Annotated in this window: 12 protein-coding genes; 8 read left to right on the top strand and 4 right to left on the bottom strand. The window is 71.9% G+C overall.

Annotation, left to right across the window (positions count from 1 at the left end):
* Positions 1-5 precede the first annotated feature (5 nt).
* Positions 6-566, top strand: a complete 561-nt coding sequence (locus tag ACFY0O_RS29210) for an HIT family protein (protein ID WP_388952000.1) — start codon at positions 6-8, stop codon at positions 564-566.
* A gap of 38 nt (positions 567-604) precedes the next feature.
* On the opposite strand, the gene ACFY0O_RS29205 is transcribed toward ACFY0O_RS29210, so the two are convergent.
* The 4 genes from ACFY0O_RS29205 to ACFY0O_RS29190 all read right to left on the bottom strand — a co-directional run bounded on the left by ACFY0O_RS29205 (position 605) and on the right by ACFY0O_RS29190 (position 5,548).
* Complete coding sequence (locus ACFY0O_RS29205) at positions 605-946, bottom strand: hypothetical protein (RefSeq protein ID WP_388951998.1); 342 nt, start codon at positions 944-946, stop codon at positions 605-607.
* Positions 947-1,003: 57 nt separating this feature from the next.
* A complete protein-coding gene (locus ACFY0O_RS29200; RefSeq protein ID WP_388951995.1) occupies positions 1,004-1,435 on the bottom strand; it encodes a DUF1992 domain-containing protein in 432 nt (143 codons plus the stop codon).
* 53 nt (positions 1,436-1,488) lie between these two features.
* Positions 1,489-3,138, bottom strand: coding sequence for a hypothetical protein (locus ACFY0O_RS29195; RefSeq protein ID WP_388951992.1), 1,650 nt, complete (start codon positions 3,136-3,138; stop codon positions 1,489-1,491).
* 205 nt (positions 3,139-3,343) lie between these two features.
* Positions 3,344-5,548, bottom strand: coding sequence for an elongation factor G-like protein EF-G2 (locus ACFY0O_RS29190; RefSeq protein WP_388951990.1), 2,205 nt, complete (start codon positions 5,546-5,548; stop codon positions 3,344-3,346).
* Between the two features lie 254 nt (positions 5,549-5,802).
* Here ACFY0O_RS29190 and pgsA point away from each other — a divergent pair, with 254 nt between their 5' ends.
* From pgsA to ACFY0O_RS29155, 7 genes are all read left to right on the top strand, one after another.
* Positions 5,803-6,465 carry a phosphatidylinositol phosphate synthase gene (gene pgsA / locus ACFY0O_RS29185; RefSeq protein WP_388951988.1) on the top strand — a complete coding sequence of 221 codons (663 nt, stop codon included), beginning with the start codon at positions 5,803-5,805 and terminating at the stop codon, positions 6,463-6,465.
* A complete protein-coding gene (locus ACFY0O_RS29180; protein WP_388951985.1) occupies positions 6,465-7,370 on the top strand; it encodes a phosphatidylinositol mannoside acyltransferase in 906 nt (301 codons plus the stop codon). Before pgsA ends, ACFY0O_RS29180 begins: the two co-directional genes overlap by 1 nt.
* Positions 7,367-8,533, top strand: coding sequence for a glycosyltransferase family 4 protein (locus ACFY0O_RS29175; protein ID WP_388951983.1), 1,167 nt, complete (start codon positions 7,367-7,369; stop codon positions 8,531-8,533). Before ACFY0O_RS29180 ends, ACFY0O_RS29175 begins: the two co-directional genes overlap by 4 nt.
* Before the next feature lie 224 nt (positions 8,534-8,757).
* Positions 8,758-9,300 (top strand): hypothetical protein, encoded by a 543-nt coding sequence (locus ACFY0O_RS29170; protein WP_358892801.1) that lies wholly within the window; start codon positions 8,758-8,760, stop codon positions 9,298-9,300.
* A 181-nt stretch (positions 9,301-9,481) separates the two neighbouring features.
* Positions 9,482-10,399, top strand: a complete 918-nt coding sequence (pdxS, locus tag ACFY0O_RS29165) for a pyridoxal 5'-phosphate synthase lyase subunit PdxS (RefSeq protein ID WP_351885553.1) — start codon at positions 9,482-9,484, stop codon at positions 10,397-10,399.
* An 11-nt stretch (positions 10,400-10,410) separates the two neighbouring features.
* Complete coding sequence (gene pdxT / locus ACFY0O_RS29160) at positions 10,411-11,004, top strand: pyridoxal 5'-phosphate synthase glutaminase subunit PdxT (RefSeq protein WP_388951979.1); 594 nt, start codon at positions 10,411-10,413, stop codon at positions 11,002-11,004.
* A gap of 57 nt (positions 11,005-11,061) precedes the next feature.
* Positions 11,062-11,814, top strand: a complete 753-nt coding sequence (locus ACFY0O_RS29155; RefSeq protein WP_351885547.1) for a YebC/PmpR family DNA-binding transcriptional regulator — start codon at positions 11,062-11,064, stop codon at positions 11,812-11,814.
* Positions 11,815-11,916: the final 102 nt, after the last annotated feature.

Genomic DNA, 11,916 nt, shown 5'->3' with positions numbered 1-11,916 from the left:
GTCATATGCTGCGTCCTATGACGATTGAGCCGGAGCAGCAGATCGGTGTGGGCACGCAGGACGCGTTCCAGCGTCTGTGGACGCCCCACCGGATGGCCTACATCCAGGGCGAGAACAAGCCGACCGGCCCGGAGGCCGGGGACGGCTGCCCCTTCTGCGGGATTCCGGAGATGTCCGACCAGGACGGCCTGGTCGTGGCGCGCGGCAGGCACGTCTACGCCGTGCTCAACCTCTACCCGTACAACGGCGGCCACCTGATGGTCGTCCCGTACCGGCACGTCGCCGACTACACCGAGCTCGACGGCCCCGAGACGGCGGAGCTGGCCGACCTGACCAAGCGGGCCATGGTCGCGCTGCGCAAGGCCTCCGGGGCGCACGGTTTCAACATCGGCATGAACCAGGGCGCCGCCGCCGGCGCCGGCATCGCCGCGCACCTGCACCAGCACATCGTGCCCCGCTGGGGCGGGGACACGAACTTCATGCCGGTGGTCGGACACACCAAGGTGCTCCCGCAACTCCTCGCGGACACCCGCCAGATGCTCGCCGACGCCTGGCCGAACGACTAGGGCCTGTCCGGCGGATCATGGCCGGGGCCGTCCGCGGCCTAGGCGTCCCCGGGGCCGTAGCGCGCTCTGTTCCATGCCACCTGCTCGGCGGTCATCGACGACGAGATGCTGTTCACGTCGCCGACGAGCTGGTTGCCGCGCCGCGGCGGCCGGCCCCACTCGCGTTGCCTGAAGGCCACGACGGAGACCTGCGAAGCGGGCTGCCAGTGCAGGGTGCAGGCCGGCGCGTTGACGTCCGGGACGTCCTCCAGGCCCACGCCGCGGTTGGCCAGCAGCCGCCGCGGTTTGTCGAAGCGCAGGTGGCGGTCGAAGCGGCCGTAGCGGTTACGGATCGCCCTGTTGACGATGGCGTCGCCGCCCCAGTACGCGAGGCGGTGCACCCCCGAGCACCGTTCCGGAGGTGACGACGTCCACGTAGAACGCCAGCGAATGCGGGGTCAGCTGCCTGCTCCTCGATCGGGTCCCCGCTCGGGGGGACGGGACGCCCGCCGCTCCGCCAGCACCGCTTCCACGTCGAGCTCGGTGAGGTTCAGCGGGGGGCCCGGCGGGGGCCGGCGCAGGGCGGTGCGGATCTTGTCGTTGACCTCTGCGAGGACCGCCCGGGCCCGGGCCTCGGTCGGGGCGGCCAGGGCCGCCGCGCGGGCGTCCTCGGCCTCCTTGCGCAGGGCCAGGGCGGGCGGCAGCGGGGAGAAACCCTCGCGGTGCAGCTTCCCCTTGATCCACCACAGCTCGTCGTACGGGGCGTCCAGGGAGGCCAGCGGCTTGCCGAGGCCCGGCAGCCGGGCGAAGTCGCCCCGGTCGGCGGCCTCCCTGATCTGCCGGTCCACGAAGGACTCGAAGCTGACCCCGGGCGGCTTGCGCTCGGTCACGGCGGCACCTCCCCGGGGCGCATCGGACCCCTCCAGCCTACCTGGGACAGGCCCTACGCGTCGTAGACGTCCGCCTTGCGCGGGGCCGGCTCCTGGATCAGGCCGTTCATGATCGAGGAGCGGTTGGTGAACGCCGAGGTGTCCACGCCGTTCTCGTCCAGCACCTTGAAGGCCGCCGCGTGCACCGCGCGCAGGACCGGGGCCACGGTGCGCAGGGCGTCGTCCGCCATGAAGCGGTGGCGCCACATCGAGCCCGCCCAGACGTGCCGCAGGCCGAAGGGCTCGGGCAGGACCAGCTTGCCGCCGAGGTAGTCGAGGATCGGCGGGTACCAGGTCAGCGGGGCGCGAACGGCGAGGCGTACGACCTCCGCCGCGTCGACCAGCGGCAGCTTGCGCTCGACCGTCTCCCAGAAGCGCACGGACTTGGGGACCTCGACGGTCTTGGGGGCCGACTTGGTGGTGAACAGGCCGTGAACCGGCCCGAGGGCGTGGGCGGTGACGTCCACGCGCAGGGTCTTGTACAGCACGGTGACCGTGACCAGCATCGTGATGACGAGCTGGCCGTCCCACAGCGGCCACTGGATGCCCAGGTAGTGCCGGTTGCCGGCGCTGAACTGCTGCTCGTTGCAGATCCGGGTGATCTCGTGCGGTTTGACGAGGAAGGTGTCCACGTCCTCGCCGGACGGGCGGGCGACCTCGGTGGCGCCTTCGCCGATCGGCGTGACGATCCAGTGCTGGATCGAGGCGAGGGGGAAGCCGCCGGTGTGCAGGGGGCCGCGCTCCAGTTTGCGCAGCTGGGTGTCGATGGCCCGTATGACGTCCCAGCTGCGGAAGGGGTGGATCTCGTGGCCCTCGGTCTTGGGGGTCAGCTCCTCGGCCATCTGCCAGCTGCCCCAGCGGGTGCCCATGCCGAGGATGCCCTTGGGGCCGGCGTAGAAGACGGAGTTGCTGCGGTCCTCGGCGGTGAGCCTCGCCAGCTGGCGGCGCAGGTCCTCGCGGGCCTTCTCGTCGGGGTTGCCGGGGACCGCTTCCGGGATCTTTGCGGCGACGCCGCCGCCGCCGAGCAGGCCGTCCCAGCGGGCACGCATGTCCTCGTTGGTGGCCTCGCAGAGCCGGCGGGCCAGGAACCAGCCCAGCACGGGAGCGATGATCATGCCGCGCAGGTAGAGGCCGAGGAAGCCGGTGAAGGGCAGCCGGAACATCAGGACGGCCACGACGAGGCCGATGCCGACGAGGAGCACGGTGCCGAGCCAGGAGGTCTTGGCGCCCTTGCCCAGGGTCTTGCGGAGCTGGAAGAGGCCCAGCCACAGCAGGAGACCGGGCAGGAACAGCACTCCGCAGACGAGGGTGATCAGCCGCAGCTTGTGGTCGCGCTCCTTGCGCAGGCGGCTGGCCGCGAGGCAGTGCTCCACGACGGTCTGCGGGTCGGCGCCGAAGGACTGGATGAGCGGTTTGCGGCCCGCGCCGAGGGTGCGGGCCTCGACGGCCCGGCAGAAGGCCTCGCCGAGGTTGGGTTCGAAGAGGGAGATCTTCGGGGGCTTGACCTTCGTCTCGTAGTGGTCGTTGTTGGCCTTGAGTATCTCGTCCGGCTTGCCGTCGCGGTACGCGGCGGAGGCGAGTGCGTTGGTCGCCGCGGTCTGGCCGCCGCCCCCCTGCAGGGGAATCTGTGCCCCGGGCCTGAAGTCGAAACCGTCGTCCGCCACCGCTGCCCCCATCGCCGTGCCACTGTGCTCTTTGCCTGTCGTGCCGTCGTGCCGTGTTGCGCTCTGTGGTGCTCCGTTGTGCTCCGCGTCGCGCCGAAGAGCCTAACGGCGTGGCCGTCCCCATGGTCATGGGACAGGGAAATACCGCCCACCGCAAGCTGGTTGGGTGGGCGGTGGCCGGAGCGCCGGGTGTGCGTCCCGACTCCTATGTCAACGGACTTCCCTTCTCCGCCTGTTCGCGAACCTTGTCCGCCAGGTGCGGGGGCATCGCCTCGTGCCGGGCGTAGCCCCGGCCGAAGCGTCCGGTGCCGTGGGAGACCGAGCGCAGGTCGACGGCGTAGCGGCCGATCTCGATCTCGGGGACTTCGGCGCGGACACGGGTCCGCCCGGGCTCGGCCTGCTCGGTGCCGACGACGCGGCCGCGGCGGCCGGCCAGGTCGCTCATGACCGGGCCCACGTACTCGTCGGGGACCACGACGTCGAGTTCGGCCACGGGCTCCAGCAGGTGGACGGCGGTCTGCGCGGCGGCCTCGCGCAGGGCGAGGGCGCCCGCCGTCTGGAAGGCGGCGTCGGAGGAGTCCACCGAGTGCGCCTTGCCGTCGAGCAGCGTGATCCGTACGTCGACCAGCGGGTATCCGGCCGCGACGCCGCGGGCGGCCTGGGCCCGTACGCCCTTCTCCACGGACGGGATGAACGAGCGGGGCACCGCGCCGCCGACCACCTTGTCGACGAACTCGATGCCGCTGCCGGGCGGGAGGGGCTCCACCTCGATCTCGCAGATGGCGAACTGGCCGTGTCCGCCGGACTGCTTGACGTGACGGCCGCGCCCGGCGGCCTTGGCGCCGAAGGTCTCGCGCAGGCTGACCTTGTGGGGGACGGGGTCGACCTGGACCCCGTAGCGGGTGCGCAGCCGTTCCAGGGCGAGGTCCTGGTGGGCCTCGCCGAGGGACCACAGGACCAGCTGGTGGGTGTGCGGGTTCTGCTCCAGCCGCATCGTGGGGTCCTCGGCGACGAGGCGGGCCAGGCCCTGGGAGAGCTTGTCCTCGTCGGCCTTGCTGTGGGCCTCGATGGCGAGGGGGAGCAGCGGCTCGGGCATCGCCCAGGGCTCCATCAGCAGCGGGGCGTCCTTGGCGGAGAGGGTGTCGCCGGTTTCGGCGCGGGTGAGTTTGGCCACGCAGGCGAGGTCGCCGGCGATGCAGGCGCCGAGGGTGCGCTGCTGCTTGCCGAAGGGGGAGGTGAGGGCGCCGATGCGCTCGTCGACATCGTGGTCCTCGTGCCCCCGGTCCTCCGTGCCGTGCCCGGAGACGTGGACGGTCTCCTCGGGGCGCAGGGTGCCGGAGAAGACGCGGACGAGGGAGACGCGGCCGACGTAGGGGTCGGAGGAGGTCTTGACGACCTCGGCGAGCAGCGGCCCGGCAGGGTCGCAGACGACGTCGGGGCGGGGGCTGCCGTCGGGGGCGGTGACGGTGAGGGGGGCGCGTTCGGCGGGGGTGGGGAAGCCGCCGGTGATCAGTTCGAGGAGTTCCACCGTGCCCAGGCCCTGGCGGGCGCCGTCGGCGGCGGGGGCCGCCATCAGGACGGGGTGGAAGGTGCCGCGGGCGACGGCCCGCTCCAGGTCGTCGATCAGGGTCTTGAGGTCGATGTCCTCGCCGCCGAGGTAGCGGTCCATGAGGGTCTCGTCCTCGCTCTCGGCGATGATCCCCTCGATGAGGCGGGAGCGGGCCTCGTCGATGAGGGCGAGCTCGCCGGGGTCCGGGTCGCGTTCGACGCGCCGGCCGGAGGTGTAGTCGTGGACGCGCCGGGAGAGCAGGCCGAGCAGGCCGTGGACGGGGCGGTGGCCGTCGGGGCCGGGGGAGCCGAGCAGGGGGAGGTAGAGGGGGATGACGGCGTCGGGGTCGTCGGCGCCGAAGATCTCGCCGCACACGGAGGCCATCTGCGAGTAATCGGAGCGGGCTGCCTCCAAATGGGTGACGACGATGGCGCGCGGCATGCCGACGGCCTCGCACTCGTCCCACACCATCCGGGTCGCCCCGTCGATCCCGTCGGCGGCGGAGACCACGAAGAGGGCCGCGTCCGCGGCCCGCAGACCGGCCCGCAGCTCCCCGACGAAGTCGGCGTATCCGGGGGTGTCCAGGAGATTGATCTTGATTCCGGCCCATTCGACGGGGACCAGCGAGAGCTGGACGGACCGCTGGCGGCGCTGCTCGATCTCGTCGTAGTCCGAGACCGTGCCCCCGTCCTCGACCCGTCCGGCGCGGTTCACGGCCCCCGCGGTCAGGGCCAGGGCCTCGACCAGGGTGGTCTTGCCGGCGCCGCTGTGGCCGACCAGCACGACGTTCCGTACGGAGTCGGGGCGGTCGGCCGTCAGTGCCCTGCCGGCGGCTCCGGCTTGGTGTGATGTGGGTCCCATGATGCTCGTGCCTCCCGGTGTCGCGGTGAAGGAGGGTGATCGGGGTCCTTCGAGCTTTGCACTGGCGTCACACTGCGTCCATACGTCGTACCGGTCGCGGACGGGCGCGTGAAGGGGCACCCGGACGGGGATGGCCGAAGGATCGCGCCGGGCGAACCGGAGGGTGCGGGGCGCCCCGCACCCGGGGTGCTGGCTACGATGGGCCAGCCGGTGGCCGTGGTGGCCGCGCGGCCCAGCGACCCTCTGGGAAGGCCATGCTGAACAAGTACGCGCGTGCGTTCTTCACGCGTGTTCTCACGCCGTTCGCCGCATTTCTCCTCCGGCGGGGGGTGAGCCCCGACGCGGTCACGCTGATCGGCACCGCCGGCGTGGTGGCCGGGGCGCTGGTCTTCTTCCCCCGGGGCGAGTTCTTCTGGGGCACGATCACCATCACCCTCTTCGTCTTCTCCGACCTGGTGGACGGGAACATGGCCCGCCAGGCCGGGGTCTCCAGCCGCTGGGGCGCGTTCCTCGACTCCACCCTCGACCGGGTGGCCGACGCGGCGATCTTCGGCGGCCTCGCGCTCTGGTACGCGGGCTCCGGGAACGACAACGCGCTGTGCGCGGTGGCGATCTTCTGCCTGGCCAGCGGCCAGGTGGTCTCGTACACCAAGGCCCGCGGCGAGGCGATCGGCCTGCCGGTGGCCGTCAACGGCCTCGTGGAACGCGCCGAGCGCCTGGTGATCTCGCTGGTCGCGGCCGGTGTCTCCGGGCTGCAGATCTTCGGGGTCCCCTCGTGGATCGGGCTCCTGCTGCCCATCGCCCTGTGGGTGGTGGCGGCCGGCTCGCTCGTCACGCTGGTCCAGCGGGTGGTCACGGTACGCCGTGAGGCCGCCGAGGCCGACGCGGCGGCCCCCGCCGAGGGCGGGGCGCACTGATGCCCGGAGCCAAGGACAAGCTGGTCGACGGGTTGTACGGGCTGGGCTGGGCGGGCGTCAAGAAGCTGCCCGAGCCGGCCGCGGCGGCCCTCGGCCGCAAGATCGCCGACGTGGCCTGGAAGCGCCGCGGCAAGAGCGTGCTGCGCCTGGAGTCCAACCTGGCCCGGGTGGTGCCCGACGCCGGGCCCGAGCGGCTGCGCGCCCTCTCGCAGGCCGGCATGCGCTCGTACATGCGCTACTGGATGGAGTCCTTCCGGCTGCCGGCCATGGACCCCGGCCGGTTCGGCACGGACGTCTCCATAAAGGACGAGCACATCCTGCGCGAGGCCCTCGCCTCCGGCCGCGGCGTGGTCGTGGCCCTGCCGCACCTGGCCAACTGGGACCTGGCCGGGGCCTGGGTCACCGGGCACGTCGGCGTCCCCTTCACCACGGTCGCCGAGCGGCTCAAGCCCGAGTCCCTCTACGACCGTTTCGTGGCCTACCGGGAGAGCCTGGGCATGGAGGTCCTGCCGCACAGCGGCGGGGCCGCCTTCGGCACCCTCGCGCGCCGGCTGCGCGCGGGCGGGCTGATCTGCCTGGTCGCGGACCGGGACCTGTCCTCCTCCGGGGTCGAGGTCGACTTCTTCGGCGCCACCGCCCGGATGCCCGCCGGGCCCGCGCTGCTGGCCCAGCAGACCGGGGCCGCCCTGCTGCCGGTCACCCTGCACTACGGGGAGGCCCCGAAGATGTACGGGCGGATCCACCCCGCGGTGGACGTGCCCCCGGCGGGGACCCGCGCCGAGAAGACCGCCGTCATGACCCAGGCGGTGGCCGACGCCTTCGCCTCGGGGATCGCCGAGCACCCGGAGGACTGGCACATGCTCCAGCGGCTGTGGCTCGACGACCTGGAGGAGCGCCCGAAGTGAAGATCGGCATCGTCTGCCCGTACTCCTGGGACGTACCGGGCGGCGTCCAGTTCCACATCCGCGACCTCGCCGAACACCTGATCAGGCTGGGCCACGAGGTGTCGGTCCTCGCCCCCGCGGACGACGAGACCCCCCTGCCGCCCTACGTGGTCTCGGCGGGCCGGGCCGTGCCGGTGCCCTACAACGGGTCCGTCGCCCGGCTGAACTTCGGCTTCCTGTCGGCCGCCCGCGTACGGCGCTGGCTGCACGAGGGCGTCTTCGACGTCATCCACATCCACGAGCCGGCCTCCCCCTCCCTCGGGCTGCTGTCCTGCTGGGCGGCGCAGGGGCCCATCGTGGCCACGTTCCACACCTCCAACCCCCGCTCCCGGGCGATGATCGCGGCCTACCCGATCCTCCAGCCGGCGCTGGAGAAGATCAGCGCCCGGATCGCGGTCAGCGAGTACGCCCGGCGCACCCTCGTCGAACACCTCGGCGGGGACGCCGTGGTCATCCCCAACGGCGTCGACGTCGACTTCTTCGCGAAGGCCGACCCCCACCCGGAGTGGGGCGGGCAGACCCTCGGCTTCATCGGCCGCATCGACGAGCCCCGCAAGGGCCTGCCGGTGCTCATGGCGGCCTTCCCGCGCATCGTGGAGGCGTGCCCGGACGTACGGCTCCTCGTGGCCGGCCGCGGCGACGAGGAGGAGGCCGTCGCCTCCCTGCCGGCCGAGCTGCGCTCCCGGGTGGAGTTCCTCGGCATGGTCTCCGACGAGGACAAGGCCCGGCTGCTGCGCAGCGTCGACGTGTACGTGGCCCCCAACACCGGCGGCGAGAGCTTCGGGATCATCCTGGTCGAGGCCCTGTCCGCCGGGGCGGCCGTCCTCGCCTCCGACCTGGACGCCTTCGCCCAGGTCCTGGACCAGGGCGCGGCCGGGGAACTCTTCGCCAACGAGGACGCCGGCTCGCTCGCGGACGCGGCGATCGCCCTGCTGCGCGACCCGGCCCGGCGGGCCGAGCTCAGCGCCCGCGGCTCGGCCCACGTGCGCCGCTTCGACTGGTCGACGGTCGGCGCGGACATCCTGGCCGTCTACGAGACCGTCACCGCCGGCGCGGCCGCGGTCGGCGCCGACGAACGCGTCCCGCTCCGCACCCGCCTCGGCTTCTCGCGGGACACCCACTAGCCCGTCTCTTCCGGATCTTCCCTGACCCGCGCCGCCCGGCACCGCACCTCGCCGCCTTGGCAGGGCACCAAGTACGTCCAGTACGGCGGCGCCCCGCCAAGGCGCCGATGCACGGCACCTGGGGGCACCTCCCAGCGGTAGCTGGGGGAACGACGCGGGCTTGACCGGCAAGATCCGAAAGAGACGGCCTAGCCCGGGCGCCGCCTCCGGTAGTGTCGCCGCCCGTGATCGAAAACCTTGTCTGGATCGCGGTGGCGCTCGGCGTCGTCGGGGTCTACCTCAGCTGGACCGCCGGGCGGCTGGACCGGCTGCACACCCGGATGGACGCCGCCCGTGCCGCCCTGGACGCGCAGCTCGTGCGGCGCGCCTCCGTCGTCCTGGAGGTGGCCACCTCCGGGGCGCTCGACCCCGCCTCCTCCCTCGTGCTGTACGAGGCCGCGCACGCCGCCCGGCAGGCCGAGGAGGAGCACCGGGAGGTCGCCGAGAGCGAGCTCAGCCAGGCGCTGCGCGCGGTGTTCGCCGACGCCGACCAGGTGGAGGTGCTCAAGGCCGCGCCCGGGGGCGTGGAGGCCGCCGAGGAGCTGGCCGCCGCCGTGCGCCGGGTGCCGATGGCCCGGCGCTTCCTCAACGACGCCGTACGGGCCGCCCGCGCCCTGCGCAGGCACCGCAAGGTCCGCTGGTTCCGGCTGGCCGGGCACGCGCCGTTCCCCCTGGCCTTCGAGATGGACGACGAGCCGCCGGCCGACCTCGCGGACCGCCCGGCCTAGGCCGGCGGGAAGGGGCGCGGCGGGACACGGAATGGGCCGAACGGGGTCCACCAGGGCCGCCGGGGACAAATCAAAGAGCCACCGGCTCCATATTGGCCCTTGTAGTGGACTGGTCGGTGGGGTTTTCTCTGCCGAGTAGTACCCGTCTCCCTTTCGAGTTCGTTTCGAGTGAGGTCAACCCGTGAGCACGCTTCCCACCTCCCCCCAGTCCGCTGAGTCGGCCATCGGCACCTCCCGCGTCAAGCGCGGCATGGCCGAGCAGCTCAAGGGCGGTGTGATCATGGACGTGGTCAACGCCGAGCAGGCGAAGATCGCCGAGGACGCCGGCGCCGTGGCCGTCATGGCCCTGGAGCGGGTTCCGGCCGACATCCGCAAGGACGGCGGCGTGGCCCGCATGTCGGACCCGAACATGATCGAGGAGATCATCGGGGCCGTCTCCATCCCCGTCATGGCCAAGTCCCGCATCGGCCACTTCGTCGAGGCCCAGGTGCTCCAGTCCCTCGGCGTCGACTACATCGACGAGTCCGAGGTCCTGACCCCGGCCGACGAGGTCAACCACTCCGACAAGTGGGCCTTCACCACCCCCTTCGTCTGTGGCGCCACCAACCTGGGCGAGGCCCTGCGCCGCATCGCCGAGGGCGCGGCCATGATCCGCTCCAAGGGCGAGGCCGGCACCGGCAACGTCGTCGAGGCCGTCCGCCACCTGCGCCAGATCAAGAACGAGATCGCCAAGCTGCGCGGCTTCGACAACAACGAGCTGTACGCCGCCGCCAAGGAGCTGCGCGCCCCGTACGAGCTCGTCAAGGAGGTCGCCGAGCTCGGCAAGCTCCCCGTCGTGCTGTTCTCCGCCGGTGGCGTCGCCACCCCGGCCGACGCCGCGCTGATGCGCCAGCTCGGCGCCGAGGGCGTCTTCGTCGGCTCCGGCATCTTCAAGTCCGGCGACCCGGCCAAGCGCGCCGCCGCCATCGTGAAGGCCACCACCTTCTTCGACGACCCGAAGATCATCGCGGACGCGTCCCGCAACCTGGGCGAGGCCATGGTCGGCATCAACTGCGACACCCTCCCCGAGGCCGAGCGCTACGCCAACCGCGGCTGGTAAGGCACCCCACGATGAACAACCCCCCCGTGATCGGTGTCCTGGCCCTCCAGGGCGACGTACGGGAGCACCTGATCGCCCTGGCCGCGGCGGACGCCGTGGCCAGGCCGGTCCGGCGTCCCGAGGAGCTCGCCGAGGTCGACGCCCTGGTGATCCCCGGCGGCGAGTCCACGACCATGTCGAAGCTCGCGGTCCTGTTCGGCATGCTGGAGCCGCTGCGCGAGCGCGTGCGCGCCGGCATGCCCGTCTACGGCACCTGCGCCGGCATGATCATGCTGGCGGACAAGCTGCTCGACGGCCGTGACGACCAGGAGACGCTCGGCGGCATCGACATGATCGTCCGCCGCAACGCCTTCGGCCGCCAGAACGAGTCCTTCGAGGCGAAGATCGACTTCGCGGGCATAGCGGGCGGCCCCGTCGAGGGCGTCTTCATCCGCGCCCCCTGGGTCGAGTCCGTCGGTGCCTCCGCCGAGGTCCTCGCCACGTACGAGGGCCACACGGTGGCCGTGCGCCAGGGCAATGTCCTCGCCACCTCCTTCCACCCCGAGCTGACCGGCGACGACCGCGTCCACGCGTACTTCGTCGACATGGTGCGCGCGGCGCCGTAATCGGGTCCCGGTAGGATCTGAGGTGAACACTGTTGGTTACGCGAAGGAGACAGGCGGATGTCCGGCCACTCTAAATGGGCTACGACGAAGCACAAGAAGGCCGTGATCGATGCCAAGCGCGGCAAGCTCTTCGCGAAGCTGATCAAGAACATCGAGGTCGCGGCGCGTATGGGCGGCGCCGACATCGACGGCAACCCGACGCTGTACGACGCCGTTCAGAAGGCCAAGAAGAACTCGGTCCCGAACAAGAACATCGACTCCGCGGTCAAGCGCGGCGGCGGCCTCGAGGCCGGCGGCGCCGACTACGAGACGATCATGTACGAAGGCTACGGCCCGAACGGTGTCGCGGTGCTCATCGAGTGCCTCACCGACAACCGCAACCGTGCCGCCTCCGACGTCCGCGTCGCCATGACCCGCAACGGCGGCTCGATGGCCGACCCGGGCTCGGTCTCGTACCTGTTCAACCGCAAGGGCGTCATCCTGCTGCCCAAGGCCGAGCTCTCCGAGGACGACGTCCTCGGCGCGGTCCTGGACGCCGGCGCCGAAGAGGTCAACGACAACGGCGACACCTGGGAGATCATCAGCGAGGCCACCGACCTGGTCGCGGTCCGCACCGCGCTCCAGGAGGCCGGCATCGACTACGACTCCGCCGACTCCAGCTTCGTCCCGACCATGCAGGTCGAGCTCGACGAAGAGGGCGCGCGCAAGATCTTCAAGCTGATCGACGCGCTGGAGGACAGCGACGACGTGCAGAACGTCTTCGCCAACTTCGACGTCTCGGACGAGGTCATGGAGAAGGTCGACGCCTAGTCGGGCCGACCCGTACCGCTCGTGACGGCGGGCCGACAGGACACACCCTGTCGGCCCGCCGTCGCATTGTCAGTGCGGGCGGATAGCCTGCACCGACAGCTG

The sequence above is a fragment of the Streptomyces sp. NPDC001594 genome (genome assembly GCF_042893675.1).
Classification (GTDB): Bacteria; Actinomycetota; Actinomycetes; order Streptomycetales; family Streptomycetaceae; genus Streptomyces.
Note: the sequence above shows the minus strand (reverse complement) of the source record. Positions and strands in the feature narration are given on the sequence as shown.

What these genes read in the sequence shown, in the direction of transcription:
- ACFY0O_RS29210 (WP_388952000.1), top strand. Translation starts at nt 6, where the DNA reads ATGCTGCGTCCTATGACGATTGAGCCGGAGCAGCAGATCGGTGTGGGC.
- ACFY0O_RS29190 (WP_388951990.1), bottom strand. Translation starts at nt 5,548, where the DNA reads ATGGGACCCACATCACACCAAGCCGGAGCCGCCGGCAGGGCACTGACG.
- pgsA (WP_388951988.1), top strand. Translation starts at nt 5,803, where the DNA reads ATGCTGAACAAGTACGCGCGTGCGTTCTTCACGCGTGTTCTCACGCCG.
- ACFY0O_RS29180 (WP_388951985.1), top strand. Translation starts at nt 6,465, where the DNA reads ATGCCCGGAGCCAAGGACAAGCTGGTCGACGGGTTGTACGGGCTGGGC.
- pdxT (WP_388951979.1), top strand. Translation starts at nt 10,411, where the DNA reads ATGAACAACCCCCCCGTGATCGGTGTCCTGGCCCTCCAGGGCGACGTA.
- ACFY0O_RS29155 (WP_351885547.1), top strand. Translation starts at nt 11,062, where the DNA reads ATGTCCGGCCACTCTAAATGGGCTACGACGAAGCACAAGAAGGCCGTG.